The organism is Thermoplasmatales archaeon (assembly GCA_014361195.1).
Lineage (GTDB): Archaea > Thermoplasmatota > E2 > UBA202 > JdFR-43 > JACIWB01.
This window is the reverse complement of sequence record JACIWA010000006.1, coordinates 55,932-72,700: the sequence shown is the minus strand read 5'-3', so window position 1 is coordinate 72,700 and position 16,769 is coordinate 55,932. Positions and strand designations below refer to the sequence as shown.

15 protein-coding genes and 1 tRNA gene are annotated in these 16,769 nt (G+C 33.6%); 2 read left to right on the top strand and 14 right to left on the bottom strand.

Features of this window, described 5'->3' with window-relative positions:
- Nucleotides 1–601: hypothetical protein (locus H5T44_04805; GenBank protein MBC7081540.1), on the bottom strand; the 601-nt coding region annotated here is incomplete at its 3' end.
- A 186-nt stretch (nt 602–787) separates the two neighbouring features.
- Between H5T44_04805 and nifS the strand changes: the two genes are divergently transcribed.
- On the top strand, nt 788–1,936 hold the full coding sequence (gene nifS / locus H5T44_04800; protein ID MBC7081539.1) for a cysteine desulfurase NifS: 1,149 nt from the start codon (nt 788–790) through the stop codon (nt 1,934–1,936).
- On the opposite strand, the gene H5T44_04795 is transcribed toward nifS, so the two are convergent.
- The 5 genes from H5T44_04795 to H5T44_04775 are packed head-to-tail and all read right to left on the bottom strand — an operon-like array spanning nt 1,933 to nt 9,828.
- Entirely contained in the window at nt 1,933–3,045 is a 1,113-nt protein-coding gene (locus H5T44_04795; GenBank protein MBC7081538.1) for a serine hydroxymethyltransferase, read from the bottom strand. The genes nifS and H5T44_04795 overlap by 4 nt on opposite strands.
- Entirely contained in the window at nt 3,030–3,872 is an 843-nt protein-coding gene (locus tag H5T44_04790; protein ID MBC7081537.1) for a hypothetical protein, read from the bottom strand. Before H5T44_04790 ends, H5T44_04795 begins: the two co-directional genes overlap by 16 nt.
- 25 nt (nt 3,873–3,897) lie before the next feature.
- Nucleotides 3,898–5,856: a DNA topoisomerase I gene (locus H5T44_04785; protein MBC7081536.1), complete on the bottom strand. Its 1,959-nt coding sequence runs from the start codon at nt 5,854–5,856 to the stop codon at nt 3,898–3,900.
- A complete protein-coding gene (locus tag H5T44_04780) occupies nt 5,853–7,142 on the bottom strand; it encodes a DHH family phosphoesterase (GenBank protein ID MBC7081535.1) in 1,290 nt (429 codons plus the stop codon). The genes H5T44_04785 and H5T44_04780 overlap by 4 nt, the downstream gene beginning before the upstream one ends.
- Entirely contained in the window at nt 7,120–9,828 is a 2,709-nt protein-coding gene (locus H5T44_04775) for a hypothetical protein (GenBank protein ID MBC7081534.1), read from the bottom strand. The genes H5T44_04780 and H5T44_04775 overlap by 23 nt, the downstream gene beginning before the upstream one ends.
- A gap of 70 nt (nt 9,829–9,898) precedes the next feature.
- On the opposite strand from H5T44_04775, the gene H5T44_04770 reads away from it, so the two are divergent.
- Entirely contained in the window at nt 9,899–10,291 is a 393-nt protein-coding gene (locus tag H5T44_04770; GenBank protein MBC7081533.1) for a 23S rRNA (pseudouridine(1915)-N(3))-methyltransferase RlmH, read from the top strand.
- On the opposite strand, the gene H5T44_04765 is transcribed toward H5T44_04770, so the two are convergent.
- The 8 genes from H5T44_04765 to H5T44_04730 all read right to left on the bottom strand — a co-directional run bounded on the left by H5T44_04765 (nt 10,282) and on the right by H5T44_04730 (nt 16,752).
- Nucleotides 10,282–10,767 (bottom strand): winged helix-turn-helix transcriptional regulator, encoded by a 486-nt coding sequence (locus tag H5T44_04765; GenBank protein MBC7081532.1) that lies wholly within the window; start codon nt 10,765–10,767, stop codon nt 10,282–10,284. The genes H5T44_04770 and H5T44_04765 overlap by 10 nt on opposite strands.
- A gap of 41 nt (nt 10,768–10,808) precedes the next feature.
- Nucleotides 10,809–12,176, bottom strand: coding sequence for an NAD(P)/FAD-dependent oxidoreductase (locus H5T44_04760; GenBank protein MBC7081531.1), 1,368 nt, complete (start codon nt 12,174–12,176; stop codon nt 10,809–10,811).
- A complete protein-coding gene (locus H5T44_04755; protein ID MBC7081530.1) occupies nt 12,157–12,693 on the bottom strand; it encodes a TATA-box-binding protein in 537 nt (178 codons plus the stop codon). Before H5T44_04755 ends, H5T44_04760 begins: the two co-directional genes overlap by 20 nt.
- Nucleotides 12,694–13,106: 413 nt before the next feature.
- Entirely contained in the window at nt 13,107–13,805 is a 699-nt protein-coding gene (locus tag H5T44_04750; GenBank protein MBC7081529.1) for a DUF72 domain-containing protein, read from the bottom strand.
- Nucleotides 13,802–14,791 (bottom strand): tyrosine--tRNA ligase, encoded by a 990-nt coding sequence (locus H5T44_04745; protein ID MBC7081528.1) that lies wholly within the window; start codon nt 14,789–14,791, stop codon nt 13,802–13,804. The genes H5T44_04750 and H5T44_04745 overlap by 4 nt, the downstream gene beginning before the upstream one ends.
- A 563-nt stretch (nt 14,792–15,354) precedes the next feature.
- Nucleotides 15,355–15,531 carry a hypothetical protein gene (locus tag H5T44_04740; GenBank protein ID MBC7081527.1) on the bottom strand — a complete coding sequence of 59 codons (177 nt, stop codon included), beginning with the start codon at nt 15,529–15,531 and terminating at the stop codon, nt 15,355–15,357.
- Nucleotides 15,532–15,966: 435 nt separating this feature from the next.
- Nucleotides 15,967–16,659, bottom strand: a complete 693-nt coding sequence (locus H5T44_04735; protein MBC7081526.1) for a hypothetical protein — start codon at nt 16,657–16,659, stop codon at nt 15,967–15,969.
- A gap of 5 nt (nt 16,660–16,664) precedes the next feature.
- Nucleotides 16,665–16,752: transfer RNA gene (locus tag H5T44_04730), tRNA-Ala, on the bottom strand.
- Nucleotides 16,753–16,769: the final 17 nt, after the last annotated feature.

Here is a 16,769-nt window from a genome sequence, read left to right as displayed (position 1 = left end):
ACTCTTTTGGAGAAATTATAACCAAATCATAGCTTGAAGAAGATGTAAGCTTAGAGGGCTTATCATATCTTATTTTTATTTCAAAATTGCTTGCAAAATATATTTTGCTTTCTGATGGCTTATATCTTACTGGGAATAAATGAACTGTAACAAAAGTTACACGCTCCATTTTATCATTCAGCCCGCATCCAATGCGATAGGAATACCATGAGCTTGGATAAATTTCATAATCTGTATCTTCATGCTCATATTTTTTGTTTGTAGGCAAGATTTCATTCGCGGATAAAATCGTGGGATAGGGAGAGATTGCCAATTCTTTTCCTGGATTGATTTCACTTATTTCTTTGGGAAAAACATCGATTTTTATGTTTTTTGCTCCAAAAGGAATCTCAAAAACTTTAATTATCTTAGGAACAATTGGCTTCCCTGGATTTATAAAATATTCACTTTCTTCAATCTCTATCCTTAAGTAATTCTCTTTTTCTATTATATCAGGCTTCGAAATTTCAACGCTTGATGAAATTTCTTTGCTGTTTATAGCAAAAGAAGGCATGCTAACTAAAAACAAAATAGCTACTAATGCAGAGATTACCCTCTTCATGAATGTATATGTATTAAATAATTAAAATTTTTGGGATTGATTTTGTTTTGGGATCGATTTGTGCCTCCACCTCGTCGAAGTGAATCATGCGTCATCACTTTTCTGCAGGTGAAGGCAAAATTAAATATAAAAATGGTTAAAAATTTTGCTCGAAAACCTTAAATTTGCTGAACTGATTAATCAAAAATGAAGAAAATTTATCTCGATCACGCCGCAACCACCCCAGTTGATGAAGAAGTTATAGAGGAAATGTTACCATTTTTTAATGAGAAATTTGGCAATGCATCGAGCTTGCATTCATGGGGAAGAGAAGGAAAAAAAGCTATTGAAGAAGCAAGGGAAAGAGTTGCTAAACTCATAAATGCGGATAGAATAATATTTACAGGCAGTGGAACGGAAAGTGACAATCTTGCAATAAAAGGAATTGCTTTTTATCATGGAAAAGGGCATATAATAACAAGTAAAATAGAGCATCCCGCTGTGCTCGAAACTTGCTTATATTTAGAAAAGAAAGGATTCAAAGTTACTTATTTACCAGTTGATAATTATGGACTTGTGAACATTGAGAAGTTAGAGAATGAAATAAGGGAGGATACGATACTCATTTCAATAATGCATGCAAATAATGAAATTGGAACAATACAGAATATAGAAGAGATTGGAAAAATAGCAAAAAAACATAATATAGTTTTTCATACAGACGTGGTTCAGAGTGTTGGAAAAATGGAAGTGGATGTTAAAAAATTAAATGTAGATATGCTTTCCATTTCTTCCCACAAAATTTACGGCCCGAAAGGAGTGGGAGCACTTTATATAAAAGAAGGAATAAAAATTGAGCCAATTCTCCATGGAGGAGGGCATGAAAAGGGTCTCCGCTCATCAACAGAAAATGTGGCGGGAATAGTTGGTTTTGGTAAAGCATGCGAGTTAGCAAAAAATAGATGGAGAAAAGATTCAGAAAAGATGAAGAAATTAAGGGATAAAATAATAAAAAATGTTCTTGAAATACCGGAAGCTTATCTTACAGGGCATCCAGAAAAAAGATTGCCGAATAATGCGAGCTTCTATTTTAAAGGAATAGAAGGAGAAAGTTTGGTTCTTCTACTTGATTCAAAGGGAATCGCTGCGTCAACTGGCTCCGCCTGCTCCTCCAAGAAGCTCCAGCCTTCGCACGTCCTTCTTGCAATAGGGGTTAAGCCTGAGGATGCACATGGATCACTAAGAGTTACACTTGGAAGAGAAAATGAGGAGGAAGAAATTGATTATTTCCTTGAAGTTTTGCCTGATGTTGTCAAAAAGCTGAGGGATATTTCTCCTATGTGGAAGAAAAATTAGGCATAAAATTTCATTGCGAATTTAGTTACTTCTTTTTTAACATTTTTACCTCTAATCGCATCAACTATAAAATTGGAAATTTCTTCCATATCTTTTTCATCCATTCCTATATATGTAGCTTCTGCAACTCCAATCCTTCCAATACAATCTATAAAAATATGATTTTTTTCTAAATCCTTAAAAATCTTTTCTATTTTTTCTTTTGGTAAATCAATAAGTATTTGATGACTTTCTGTAAAATTTTTTTCAGGAAACTTTATTGGCAGGATTTCATTTAAACTTTTTGCAAGAGCTCTTGCATTTTTAACAATATTTTTGGCATATTTTTTTCCATTTTTAATCATTTCTTCCATAACAATTCCGAGAGAGGCTATTCTGTGCATGTGAGGATTATCAATGAGAGCAATTCCTCCTTCATAATCAAATGAAACATAAGGGGATATCTTCTCTGCTACCTCGCTATCATTTGTAAAAATTATTCCTCCTTGAGGACCTGGAAAGGATTTATGGGTGGATGCAATAACAACATCCGCTCCTTCCTCAAGTGGCTTTTGAAATTCCCCTCCCGCAATCAATCCAAGGACATGAGATGCATCATATGCTATAACTCCATTTATCCTTTCTGATATCTTTTTCAGGGGATGGGGAAAAAGAATTATTGAAGATGCTACAAGGGCAAGAGGAACATCAATTTTTTTAAGCCTTTTCTCATCAACAACATAATCTTTAACTGGGAGAGGATAAAATTTTCTCTCAAATTTCCCATAGCCAAACGGATAACCACCTTCCTCCTTTGGAATGCCCGCCACCATATCCCTACATTTTGTAAATGAAAAAATCATCGCAAGGTCGCAAATATTTCCAGATATTGGATTTATAAAAACATATTTAGCCTTAAACAATTTTCTCGCCAGTTTTTCAGTCTCTTCAAATATTTCAATAGCATATCTTGCCCCTCCATACCATTCATTCCCGTATCTCCCCGCCAAATCGCTAGCCAGCGCTGATGAGCCAGCTACACTAATCCTATTCTCCGATGCAATAAGATTTATTCCAGATAGCTTGTATTCCTCATGCCTCTTTATTAATTCTCTTATTTTTTCTTCCATAAAATGTAAATCAGAATCAATATAATAACAGTAACTGTTAAAATTAAAACCCATAGGTTAGATGCTTTTTCGGAACATACAACTTTTATTGGGATTTCAACATAATTTGTGATGTTTTTGTCAGCGGATGGATAATAGATTAAAATTATCTTTCCATCTTCTTCTCCTGTCTCATTTGCAATAACTCTCACATTCAATGACTTTTTTGTGTGCGGTGGCACCGAAAATTTTTTTTCATGTAGGATTTTTATCTTGCTTATGTTTTCTGTTTTCAAATTAATTTCTATGAGAGAATTGCAGTTATTTGTAATATTCATTGTGAAGTAAAGAGTTTCTCCCTTTATAATAGAAATTTTTGAGGGAAATTCAACTCCTATTCCTCTATCATAAAAATTTTGCATTACATTCATTGTTATTTCTTCTTTACATCCTTTAAGCAAGAGATTTCCATCAGTATAAGCCCTTATTTTAAAAGGATATTCTACAAACCCTTCTACTTCTTTCCTTGCAAAAAACTCAACTTTTATGCTCTTATTTATCTCCCCTCCATAAAAACCTTGTGGAGTGAGCTTAAAAGAGTTTTCCGATAAGCTTACTGTTAGCCATTCTGGCGTTTCTACTTCCAAAAAAATTTCTAAAGATGAGGGAAATAAAAGACCATAACCCCAGCTGAAAGTTATATTCAAATCTCTATAAATTTTTTCTCCAACAGAGATGGGTGACAATTCATTCATCTCCATCTTTATGTCTGAATTAATAAAGCCTGCATTTACTATAGGGAATAATATTGTAAGCAATATAATAAATATCACAGCAAATTTTTTCATGAAAATAATACATTTTCAGTATATATCATTTACAATCTCTTTTTAGACATCTCTTCCATTTTTTCCCTTTAGATATTATTGTTATCATCGGGCTTTTACACTTATTACAATATTCTCCTTCGAAAAAAACGCTTCCAGTCTTTGGAATGGAATAAATGTTACTGCATCTTGGATAATTTGAACAACCAATAAATCTTCCGTGCTTTGATTTTCTTAGAACAAGTTTTCCACCACACTTGGGACAATCACCAAAATAATTCTGTTTTTCCATCGCTATTTTTATTTTTTCACCGATTTCTTTCTTATTTTCGTTCAATATTTCAAAGGCTTTCCTTAACAATTCCTTGGATTCTTCCACAACCTCACTAAAACTTTTTTTGCCTTCCGCTATCCCATCCATTTCCTTTTCTATATGAGCGGTCATATCTGGTTTAGTTATGATATCCGCTCCACTCCTTAAAGCATCAATAACCGCAAAGGCTGAAGGAGTAGGAGAAATGTACTTGCCCCTTATATAATTTCTTTCATATAACTTACTTATTATTTCATGCCTTGTGGATTTCGTGCCTAAGCCCCTTCTTTCCATTTCCAGTATTAGACTTCCCTGGGTGTATCTAGCTGGTGGCTTTGTCTCACCTTTTATTTTCTTAATATCTAAAATCTTCACTTCCTCTCCTTCAAATAAATCTGGCAGAGCTTCTTCCTTTAAAGTTGTTTTATATATTTCCATCCAGTTTTTTTCTTTTATTTTCAGCCCGCTCGCTTTCAAATTTACTTCCCCCACCACTACTTCTGCATTTTTAACTTCAATCAATGCATTTTTGGCGAGCGTCGCCATGAAACGCCTTGCAATCAGCTCATATATCTTTGCTTGCTTTCCCTGCAATCTTTTACAATCAACAGGATGAATCGGAGGATGATCCTTGCTTTCTTTCTTCCCGCTCACTGGCTTACTCCTCATCATGCCTTCGAGTTTTTTAATTTCATCTGGAAAAACCTCTTTTAATTTTTCCAATATGCTTTTAAAGGGAAGAGGAGGATAAACTGTATTATCGGTTCTTGGATAAGAAATCAATCCATTCATGTACAGCTCTTCTGCTATTTTCATTGCTTCCATTGCAGAAAATCCAATCTTGGATGCTTCGCTTAAAAAAGAAGTGGTATCAAAGGGTGGAGGAGGCATATTTTCAACTTCTTTTTTTGAAAATGATTTCACAATTCCCTTTCCTATTTCTTTTAATTTTGATAATATTTCATCCGCAAATTTTTCATCATTTATTATTTTTGGATATTCTGCTTTGAATTTCTCACCATTTTTTTCAAATATTACTTCTATCCTCCAAAAGGGTTTTGGGATAAAATTCCTTATTTCATTTTCTCTCTCAACAATTAGGGCGAGAGTTGGGGATTGAACTCTTCCAACAGATAAAAAATCTTTTCCAAGTTGTTCAGAAGAAATAGATATAAATCTTGTTAAACTTGCCCCCCATATCAAATCAATGTGTTGTCTTGCTTCAGCGGATTTTGATAAGTTATAGTCAATACTCCCTAGATTTTCAAACGATTTTTTAATTTCATAAGGAGTTATTGAGCTGAATTTTGCTCTCTTTATTTCAACATCCTTGGGAATTAAAGATAAAACTTCTGTTCCAATCAGCTCGCCTTCTCTATCATAATCTGTAGCGATTATCACCCTACTAACATCCTTTGCCAATTTTCTGATTGCATCAGCAATCTTTCTTTCAGATATTTTTTTTACCGGAGTAACATCAATAAGCTTCTCTGGTGGGATATTTTGCCAGTTCTCGTATTCTTCTGGAAAATCCAGATACATAATATGTCCCTTAAGCCCGATAAAGATCTTGTCATCAAAACAATAACATGGAATCCCATTGATATTAACCCTTTTCGCCTTCCCTCCCGATAAGATTTGGGCAATTCTTCTTGCAGCTATATTTTTCTCACATATAACAAGCGTTTTCATCCTAACTCCTTATCCAGCTCCTCCAAAAACTCCTTTAACCTTTCTTTTTTTATCTTTGCGCCCGCAGCTATCTGGTGGCCACCGCCTATGCCCCCCACTTTTTCAGCAGCGATTTTGAAGGCTTTTCCCAAATTTATACCATTTTCAACCATCCTATCATTTCCTCTCGCGGATATGCTTGCGTCATCATTTACCGCAATTGCAACAACTGGCTTTCCTTTTTTGAATTTTGGGATGTATTTTAGGGATAATCCCGCAATCACACCCGCTAAGGGAGCATGATTTACATAGATATATAAAAAGTTTTTCATCTCATTAACCTCTTTTTTCTCAATCTCTTTCAATTCTTTCCTTATTTCATCCCTGTATTTTTCTTGAATCATTTTAGCTTTATCCTGAGCATTTTTATCCCTAAAGCAAAGGGCAATTCCAACGCCTGCCTCATTTAGCCTTGCACAAGCATCAAGTTTTGAAGCCATATCATGAAGGTTGCCATACTCTTTCCCGTAATATTGTATTCTTTTCCACTCTATTTCTTCAACATTTTGCTCTATCATTTTTAATGTCAATGCGGAGAAAAATCTCTTTCTTTCTTCCTCGTTCAAATCATTTAACTTGCTTTCCGGCTTTATTGATATTGAGTTAAGGAAATGAGTTGAATTAAAAACAAAATACGGGTCAATTGAGTTATCTATCATCTCCTTAATACACCCTCCTCTTAACAAATACTGTTCTTTTTCACTGATAAATCCATTACCTATTCCCTCTTCAACAATTTTTTTATTTAATCCTGTAAATTTCTGTTTATCACCTATCATCCCAACAACCGCAAGCTGTGATAAATCGATGTTATTCTTGTCTATTGCTTTTGCAAACTCATAGGCAATGCATGAAGCACTTCCCTCTTTGCTTGCATCTATTCCATATTTTCTCGGGTTTATATAAATTATGTCCTCGATGTCCCTTGTTTCATCATTTTCAATCAGATGATGATCAAGTACTATCACATCCCCCTTAATTTTATTCATTTCTTTTAAATAGCTTGTGCCTATATCAACAAATATTGTCAGGGCATTTTCTCCTTTTGATATCTCATCTATGAGGTTTGGAGAAGTCCTTTTTATAGATATGTGAAATTTATATCCTAATCTGGCCAGCGAAATGGCAACTATAGATGCGGAAGATATTCCATCCGCATCAACATGCCCGATTATCCTTACAATATTATCCTTCTTTAACCTATGCACCATATCTCCCGCATACTTAACTTCTTCTTCTAAATTCATCTACAATCACCTTTCCAACAACCAACATAAGTGATGCAAAAGTTAAATAAAAGCCTATTCCAAAAACACCTTCTTTTAATTTTAAAAAATTTGAAAATCTCCATATTGCAATAGAATAGGTAAGAATGGAAGAAAAAATAGCTATAGAAGAAAAAACAAATTTTCTTAAAAATAGGAGGAAAAATGAGGAAATTATTAGTGAAAGAGAGAAAACTAGAATTTTTAAAAAAATTGGGGGCAACTGGATAAATTCCCCATAATGCTCATTATATTCTATCATTTCAATTGGAAAAATATAAAGGGTTGTTTCTGAAGAATGCCACCATGAAAAAGCAAGGGATAAAGATATAAGCATTGCAATCACGGTAGAAAAATTAAATCTTCTTTTATATAAGAAAATTGCGGAAATTGAAACAAATGGAATATATGGAAATACGGATGGTTTATTCGTAACTATTTTAAATTCATCTTCAGTGTTTAGAAAAATATCCTTTTTTGCGATCAGATTTTTTTTGCCATAAACTTTTATGGTATAATGGGCAGGTGGTAAGAAATTTTGAGAAAATTCTTTGCCTTCTCTTTCATAAAATATTTTTGCATTTATTGGGAAGCCCCTTCTATCATAAACTTTCACTTCTATCTTATATTCTAACGGAAATAAAACTGTAAAGGTTTCATTGGAAGATATTTTAACCGATTTTTTAATTGCAAAATTTTTGTAATTTATCACAAAATCATAATTTCCACCTGGCAAATCATCAAAAATATAAAAGTTTCCTTCTCTCTTGCTTTCTATATAAGTTTTTTCGCTCATCTCATCACTTGTCAAAAAAGGACTTAAAGATATCCCGCAAGGAAGCGAAAGAGTATCCTTAACAATAAATTTTGCATTGTATGTATTTATTTCATAATTCCTCCTAAATCTGTAAAAAAGAAAGAAGTCCTCTTCTTTTACTAAAAATCCCTTGTATAAAACTTGAATTTTATATTTGTTTAGTATTGGAAGAAATATTTTTTTATTTCCATTGGTTTCTTCTATTAAATTTCCATTCCTATCAAAGATTTTTATTTTTGCTCCTTCTTTTGATTTAATTTCAACTTCCCCTGGAATTGAGCAGAAAACATGAATTTTTTCGTCTCCATTCAATGAAAAAATCTTATACCCAATTAATTTTCTTTCCTTTGAAACAGAGTGAATTTTTGCAACATAACTCGCTGGTGGAAGAGAAAAGGATGCTTTTCTAAAATTTATTTTGCTTTTTGCAATTGTTGTTTTATTCCATATTTCTACTTCAAGATGAGAAAAATTGATGCCAAATAAGGCTGAAATATAGGGATAAAAAGGAGGAGAGTGACGAAAATGTGAAATTATTGTAACATTGTATAATTTCTCTTTTCCCCCATATATCTCGCTTTCATAAAAATTTCTGTATTTACTAAAAATTGAAAAAGAATTTGCTTCCCTGATTATGTTTTCATATTTCCCATAAAAAAACTCAACTGTCCCATTATAAATAACTCCTCTTTCAATGTCATCTTTTTCTCTTCTTCCTATACTTACCCCTCCGCCGTCCACCTCAATCCCTGGAATCTTTACTTCTTCTTTAACTCCCGCTTTAACCATATAATTGCCGGGCGAAAATATAAAGCCATATGCTTTTGACTTGTCATCCATAAAGACCCATGAAGGATCGCCTAGAATTATGTTATCTTTAGATGAAAGGAGCCATTTGTAATCTTTACTGCTCGGATTTGTTTCTATTTCATATTCTTCAATGCCATTCTTACCATTTAAATGAATATATGGGAGAATTTCTCCCATATTTAATTCCTCTATTGTTTTACTTCTTGATTTAACAAAAAGAATATATGCATATATTCCATTAGTTTCGGAGCCTTCTTTTATCTTGCATTCCTCTATACATTCATGTCTAAGCTGAATAAAAATTCTTTTTTCATTTATTGGAGAAAAATAATATGTATATATTGCCTTTGTCCTTATATTTCCATCATAGGAAGAGCTTTCTATCGCAATTTTAGCCATAAGATTTCCATCCACTATAATTTCTTTTGCTAAGAGTTTTTCATCACTACCTACTTCTCTCTTCTCTTCATAAAAAAAGGCAAATGAAAAAAGTTGTTCCCAATTTTTCATCTCAAACTTATTTGCCCCGTCCCTAACTTTTATAACTTTATTGCTCATTTCCATTCCTATTATGCTCCCTTCCTGGCATATTCCAAATACTGGCTTATTTTCCTCAATAATCTCATAATAATTAATCCTTGCATAATAATTTGGTATGGGCTCAAAATAATAGAAAGAATCTTTGACTTCAACACGCTTTGGATAATTCACATCAAAAACATTTTCTCCATATTCTACCACATATTTACCCTTTCCCTGATAAAGGAAAACAATATTGCAAGCTCTTATATAATTTTCATCCACCCTTTCCATACTGTGAGTTTGGCTCTCTATTTCATTACCATTGTAAAAAACCTTTATTGAGTGCTTTTTTTCATTTATTGCGATGCAAGGATTTTTGAATTCAATTCTTATGTCAATTGGCTGATATTTATAATCATCTGGTGCATCAATTTTTAATTCTTCAAAATATTTTGCTTTTGTATTAAGTGAGAAAAAGGATAATAAGAGAATCGCTATGATGATTATTTCTTTTTTCACAACAAAAATATATTTTCTTGTTAATAAAAATTAGCATAAAAGTTTATTTTTTGCCGATTATTACTATTTTATGATTAAAATAGTATGCTTAGGTAAGCTAAAGGAGAAATTTTATGTGGAAGCTGTTGAAGAATACGGAAAAAGATTGGAAAAATTTTTTAGATTAGAAATAGTTGAAACTGATGAAATAAAGGATTTAGGGGATTTCAACATATTTTTAGATGAAAATGGGGAGCAAATGAGTTCGATAGAATTTGCAAATTTTTTAAAGGATATTATTCTAAAAAATAAAAATGTATATTTTTTCATAGGTAGCTATAAAGGATTTGATGAAAAGGAAAATGCGGACTTTATCTTATCTCTCTCAAAGATGACTTTTCCATATCAGCTATGCAGGCTCGTCCTTATTGAACAGATATACAGGGCAATGACAATAATCAAGGGAATAAATTATCAGAAATGATTTTTCCTACTTCTTATTTTATAGAAAACCGCAATGGCAAAAAGTAATGCAGAAATCACAAGAAGAATTATTCCTAAATAAGGATAATTTTTTGCTTCACTTCCGAGTGTTTCCTTCATAATCCTCACTTCTTCATTTTTTCCATAAAACTTAATCATATAGATTATTCCACCAAAAAGTAATGCTATTGAGGAAGATAAAAGAAGAATTATTTTGGCTCTATCTGGATATAGAATATTTTTACCCTTTTGAGTAATAGCATAATATACCCATTTCCTCTCATTTTCTATTTTCTTAACCAATCCCGCCTCACATAGCTTAGATAGATGCTTAAGCACCGCTGGCTTGCTTATATTCATTTCCTTTGCTAATTCAGACACGGTCATTTTCCTTTCATTCAATTTTTTCAATAGATTTATCCTTGTATCTGAGGCAAGAGCCATAAAGCTATCTTTTTCAAGAACAACTTTTTCCATTGCTATTAAAAAAGAAATGATATATTAATCTTTTAGTTTTATTAACCTTTTAGTTTTTCAATTATTCCCCTCGCAGCAAGTATGCCGGTGGCAGCTGAAGAAACTATTCCGCGGGATAAGCCCGCGCCGTCGCCCGCAACAAAAAAGTTTTTTAGGTTTGTTTCCATGTTTTTGTCCACAACAAAACGCATTGAATAGAATTTGATTTCTGGGGCATAAAGAAGTGTGGAATCTTCTGCAACCCCTGGTATTACTTTTGCAAGTTTATCAAGTCCTTCTATTACATCAGTTACAATTCTATGAGGCAATGCCATTGAAATGTCTCCTGGAGTTGCATCTCTAAGAGTTGGTTCAACATATGATTTACCTATTCTCTCCCATGTGGATCTTCTTCCAGATTTAAGGTCTCCCAGTCTTTGCAAAATTGGTTTTCTTCCCCCTATAACTGTTGCCATTGAAGCAATTGCGGTGCCATATGCGGTTGTATTTTCAACTGGCTGAGTTAAGGATATTCTTACAAGAAATGCAAAATTTGTATTCTGGGATTTTTCATTTATTGAAGAATGACCATTTACAGATATATATTTTCCATAATCTTCCATCACAACAAAACCATTGGGACATGTGCAAAAAGTTCTGATAAAATCATCATAGGTTGGGGTATAGATATGAAACTTAGGATCCCAAGCCTTTTTTACAACATCTTCCATAACAACGGATGGCACCTCCACCCTCACACCCAAATCAAGGGGAGCATATCTTGTTTTTATCCCAAGTTTATTAGCCTGCAAGCTGAGCCATTCCGCCCCACTGCGCCCAACCGCCACTAAAAGATAGGAGCATTCTATTTCTTCTCCATCCAGATGGAGTATAAAATTTTTATTATTTTCAATTTCCTTGACTTCCCTTTCAAGATAAAAACTTATACCTTTTTCTTCGATTTCTCTTTTGAAAGAGCTTATCACAGATGGCAATCTATCTGAACCAATATGGCGCTGTGGAATCGGGATGAAATGAATTCCATATTGTGAGGAAATTTTTTCCAAATCCTTCAGATTCTTTCCATAAATTTTTTTCGGACAACCATGCTTCAAAAAGATTTCATCAATTTTTTTTATCAGCTCATCTGGCTTATCTGTAAATTCATTTAAATTTCCTCCTATATCAGCTCTCAGATTAAGCTTCCCGTCAGATAAGCATCCAGCACCCCCAACTCCACAAAGAATATTGCAAGGCTTGCATTTCATGCACCTTGTATATTGCCTAACGGGACACTTCCTTTTTTCCGCATCCTTACCTTTCTCTATCACCAAAACATCTTCTATGCCACTTTCCGCAAGCTCGCTCGCCGCAAAAAGGCCCGCAGGCCCAGCACCAATTATTACTACCTTATAGTAATCTTTTGGCATTTAGTTCTTTTATAATCTCCTTTATTGCTTCTTCAACCTGCTCCGCTTTTCTTGCGCCGGTGCATACGAGTTTGCCAGAGCCAAAAAGCAATATAACTACTTTTGGATCTTCCATCCTGTAAACCAAACCAGGAAATTGCTCTGGCTCGTATTCTATCTTTTCTAAGCCCACCGCCTGTGCAATTGCTATAAGGTTAAGCTGAGCATGCAAGTTTGCGGATGCTACAATATTCTGCACGGTTATTTCTGGTTCTTTATAAACCCTGAAGCCCGCCCCCTCTACTTTATTGCATACCTTTTTAATTGCTCTTTCTACATCTTTTATCGTCTTTGCTCCAGTACAGACAACCTTACCACTTCTGAAAAGCAGTGCAGCGGTTTTTGGCTCATCTAATCTTAAAACCAATCCAGGGAATTGTTCTGGGCGATACTCGCTCTCCGGCAATGCTTTCTTTAGCTTTGATAACTCAAGTTCTTTTGCAATTGTTGTAGAAGCAACAACATTTTCAATCTTCATATCTACATTCATGGATATATATATAAATTGTGTTTATAAATGTTGGGAATGAAAAATTGATTACAAAAAGTGTTTTTAAATTTTTAATCTTCATATAGCTTGAGATCGCTCACATAAAAATTAAAGATTTTTCTAAATATATTCTTTGATCATCCCCTTTTGTATTTTTGATAGTTGGCGAACCAACAAAATTATATTTTTTCTCCTTCTCATGCGAGTCAATCAAAATTTCTTCTAAATCTGATTTCACTCCGAGTTCTTTCAAACTTTCTTTAATCAATTCTTTAGTCTTTTCACATCAAGGACAATCTAGAATATACAACATTTCGATTTTTATAGCTCTTTTTATGCATTGAAATAAACATTGCTTAACATGAGATTGAGTTTTTAAACTCGCGAAAAAGTTTCCGCTTTTATAGATTCTTTATCATTTCCTTGAATTCTGACGCATTTTTCAGCATTTTTGTATTATTGAATAAGCAATATGCTTTTTCTCCTCTACAAATTTCAAGAATTTTTTTCAGCTCTTCCTTGCTATAATCGTAATTGTAGCCACCTATACCATGAAGGCGATAATATTTTATTTCTCCATAATAGCTTGAACTTTTAAATGGATCAACACAATGAATTAAATCAAATTTTTCACAAATTTCAACAATTTTTTCCTTGCTCCACTTCCCTCTAAATTCAATTGAATAAATGAATTCTTTTTTAATACTTGAAAAAAATTGCTCAATATTTTTTACATTTTCAGCACTTTCATGAAAGTTTGGTGGGCATTGAAATACAACTATTCTGGCGTCTAATTCTTTTGCAAATTCCCTGCATCTCTCCCACGCAGAAAAAATCTCATCTGTTGGCTTAAAAAATCCATAGTTTTTACTCTCAAGTTTCAAATTTGCCTTTCGATAAGTAGGACTTGTTGGCAAATGAGTAATAAGTTGCCATGCTTTCATGGTGTATTCAAAATTTTCTGGCTTCTCCTTCCGCCATTTTTTTGCTGTATCTATTTCTGGCAAAGAGTAAAATGTTTTTTGCAACTCTAAAACCTCAAATCTTTTGAAATATTCTTCTTTTCTGCAAGGAAATCCACAGCATCCTACCTTTATCATTTTTTAATATAATTCATTAGCGCTTCTAAATTTTTTGGATTTCTTGAAAAGTAACTCCTTATAGGAGAGATGATTTTTTCCAGATATTCAGCAACTGAGCTCTTGAGCTCAACAAAATGAATCTCTCCTTTAAGGAAGGAATTTTCAAGCTCTTCATAGGATAAAAAATTTCTTTCTGATACTTCTATTTCATTAAAATGCTGGAAAATAATATGTTTTGCAATTTCCATAACAGGATTATTCTCTGATTGCAAAGGACAATATGCCTTATTTATTTTTCTTTTTATTGTTTCAAAATCATCGTGAATAAAAATTGCACTATCTGGTTTGCTTTTTGACATTTTTGCATCCATCCTTTCCTTTGCCTGCAGTGAGGAAATTAAAGGAGTATGCAAGGCAACAACCTTTTTCTTTCCTAATTTATCAGAAACATCTCTTGCAAGCATGTGAGCATGTCTTTGGTCCATTCCTCCTAGAGCAACATCAACATCAAGATAGAATATGTCAGCAACCTGCATAAGAGGGTAGAAAAATTTGGAAATGTCCTTTTCCGCCTCCTCCTCCTTCCTTCCCATTATGTCCATTGCCCTTCTAGCTCTTGCAAGCGTCGTTTCTTTTGCTATTTTGAGAGCCATCTTCCAGTATTCGCTATCCTTAACCATATCGCTGGCGTAGACATATTTAACATTTCTCAACCCCATAGCAGAAAATGCATCTTTTATATACTCCCCACAAATTCTAATTGCTTCTAAATCGCCATTCAATTTATCATTTATCCAAGCATGCCAGTCCGCGAGCAAAATATAAAAATCAAAACCCGCATCAACCAAATCCTTAATTTTATCTCCGCACATAAGCCAGCCAAGATGCACCAGCCCTGATGGCTCAAAACCAATGTATGCTTTCTTATATTCTTTTTTTAATATTTTCTCCAATTCTTCAACAGTTACTATCTCTTTCAGATTTCTCTTTATATTTTCAATCATAAAACCTTATATTAAAAGGATATAAGAAAATTTGGTTTTAAATAAAAAAGAGGAGAGGAGAGATTAAATTATCCATTCCATTGTGTAGCACTACCTTTTCATCCCCTACATACACATCAAAAATGCATTCTGGGTCCATTGCTGATTTATGGCATTCCATTTTCCACCTTTGGTGCAATTGATAATATTTTTACCAATATCAATTGCTTTTGTTGGCAATACTTTAGTATGTGCCACTAAATTGTATCCCTTTCTTAATGTAATATTTACCTCTGGCTAAATCTCTGTTCCATTTATGCTGAAATTCGAAATTGCCCTCAAAGCCAATTATATAGCTTTTTTTGCAATAAGGCATCCAATTTCGCTATGAAAGAGCATATTTCATAGCCCGCAACCCGCAATATTGTTGATATTTCTCCATTCACAGAGGCAATGTTATCATATTTCATCTTTATGCAAAATCATTTTTCCAACCAATGGGTCAAAATTAATATTGTTATTTGCTTCCCATCCATAAATTATATCTTCGCTCCAATTTAAATATGAGCTAGTTACAGGATCAATCATCTCTCTACTTGGCCCATTTCCATTACAGTATCTACATTGTAATAGTATCCTCCATCACCTTCATATCCACCACATATTGCAGTTATAATTGTATGGTTTGAGTCCCAATTTTTGTTGTTAATTATATCATTTAGTTCTATAATATTGTAAGAAGAATCGTGTAGGAGAGCCATTCCATACACCAATCCACAATTTTCTAAAATTTATTGTGGAAATATGTTCCTCCTCTCTGAGGATATACTCCACTAGCTAAGCAATTTTGTATTGTATCTCCAAAAAATGTATTACCATGTATTTGCATTTTTTTTTACATTACATAGTTATACCCCATTATTCCCTGAAATACCCCATAGATATGGGAATTCCTTATAATGAAATAAACACTGGTATTTTCAATCCCTATTCCCTCATATAAGGGTTTGATGCGGTTCCATTTCTTGGCCATCCCCCCTCACTTGCTTGAGATGCAAAAATCATCATTTCCATTTATATAAATTGGACTATGAGATGTATATCAACTAGCTCTTGCTATCCCTGTAACTACCAATATACCAAAAAACACACAATCAAAACATATTTTTTCATTTTAAATAATCCTATTTGTATTTTCAAATTTTATCTAAAATTCTCGAATATTTTTCCATTCTTATCTTATTCCCTTCGCCTTGAACAAGCCATGTCATCCAGCAAAGCTCTATCGCCTTATATCCACAAATTTTTGCAATCTTTTCCGCTGTTTTTATAAATTCCATATCATCTTCTATTGCTTCATATCCCGCTCTTTCAAGAATATCATTTATTACTCTTTTAACTATTTTATCCGGCATTAAGGTATCGATGCCACCCATCATTCTCAAATATTGAAGAGTTACCAGCCCTACACCCTTTATTCTTCCAATCCCATCCTCTCTCCATTTTTCAAGATTAACATTTTTTGCCCACTTTCTTAACGCCTCTCTATCATTGCTTGATATTTGAGAAAGATATGCAGAAATTTCTCTTGCAATAGCCCAGCTCCTTTCATTTTTCCACACTTTCCTGAGCTCCTCTATATTAGCTTCCGCAAGCTCTTTAAGTTTTGTAATCCTTCCGCTCCTAACAAATTTCTCATCAAACTCAAAAACTTTTGGAACAACCGCATTAAAATAGTTTAATCCTATTGAAGTAAAGGAGGCATCAACCACCATCAGAACAACGCTTCCATGCCACCTTTCTGTCCTAAGGCATCTTTCACAATATTCCCTAATCCCCGGAACTTTTTGCATATATTCATCCACTATCCTTTTCAGCTCTTCTTCCATTTAAATGGACCGGGCGGGATTTTCAGCCAGCGCTTTTGAACCCGCGGCCTCCACCATGCCAAGATGGCGATCTTCCAGCTGATCTACCGGCCCTGGTTAATATACTGTGC

Bases quoted from the DNA above. Each gene is read 5' to 3' on its own strand.
- H5T44_04750 (MBC7081529.1), bottom strand. From the start codon at position 13,805: ATGATAAAGGTAGGATGCTGTGGATTTCCTTGCAGAAAAGAAGAATAT.
- H5T44_04765 (MBC7081532.1), bottom strand. From the start codon at position 10,767: ATGGAAAAAGTTGTTCTTGAAAAAGATAGCTTTATGGCTCTTGCCTCA.
- H5T44_04740 (MBC7081527.1), bottom strand. From the start codon at position 15,531: ATGGCTCTCCTACACGATTCTTCTTACAATATTATAGAACTAAATGAT.
- H5T44_04755 (MBC7081530.1), bottom strand. From the start codon at position 12,693: ATGAAGATTGAAAATGTTGTTGCTTCTACAACAATTGCAAAAGAACTT.
- H5T44_04745 (MBC7081528.1), bottom strand. From the start codon at position 14,791: ATGATTGAAAATATAAAGAGAAATCTGAAAGAGATAGTAACTGTTGAA.
- H5T44_04760 (MBC7081531.1), bottom strand. From the start codon at position 12,176: ATGCCAAAAGATTACTATAAGGTAGTAATAATTGGTGCTGGGCCTGCG.
- nifS (MBC7081539.1), top strand. From the start codon at position 788: ATGAAGAAAATTTATCTCGATCACGCCGCAACCACCCCAGTTGATGAA.
- H5T44_04795 (MBC7081538.1), bottom strand. From the start codon at position 3,045: ATGGAAGAAAAAATAAGAGAATTAATAAAGAGGCATGAGGAATACAAG.
- H5T44_04735 (MBC7081526.1), bottom strand. From the start codon at position 16,659: ATGGAAGAAGAGCTGAAAAGGATAGTGGATGAATATATGCAAAAAGTT.
- H5T44_04770 (MBC7081533.1), top strand. From the start codon at position 9,899: ATGATTAAAATAGTATGCTTAGGTAAGCTAAAGGAGAAATTTTATGTG.
- H5T44_04780 (MBC7081535.1), bottom strand. From the start codon at position 7,142: ATGAATTTAGAAGAAGAAGTTAAGTATGCGGGAGATATGGTGCATAGG.
- H5T44_04785 (MBC7081536.1), bottom strand. From the start codon at position 5,856: ATGAAAACGCTTGTTATATGTGAGAAAAATATAGCTGCAAGAAGAATT.
- H5T44_04790 (MBC7081537.1), bottom strand. From the start codon at position 3,872: ATGAAAAAATTTGCTGTGATATTTATTATATTGCTTACAATATTATTC.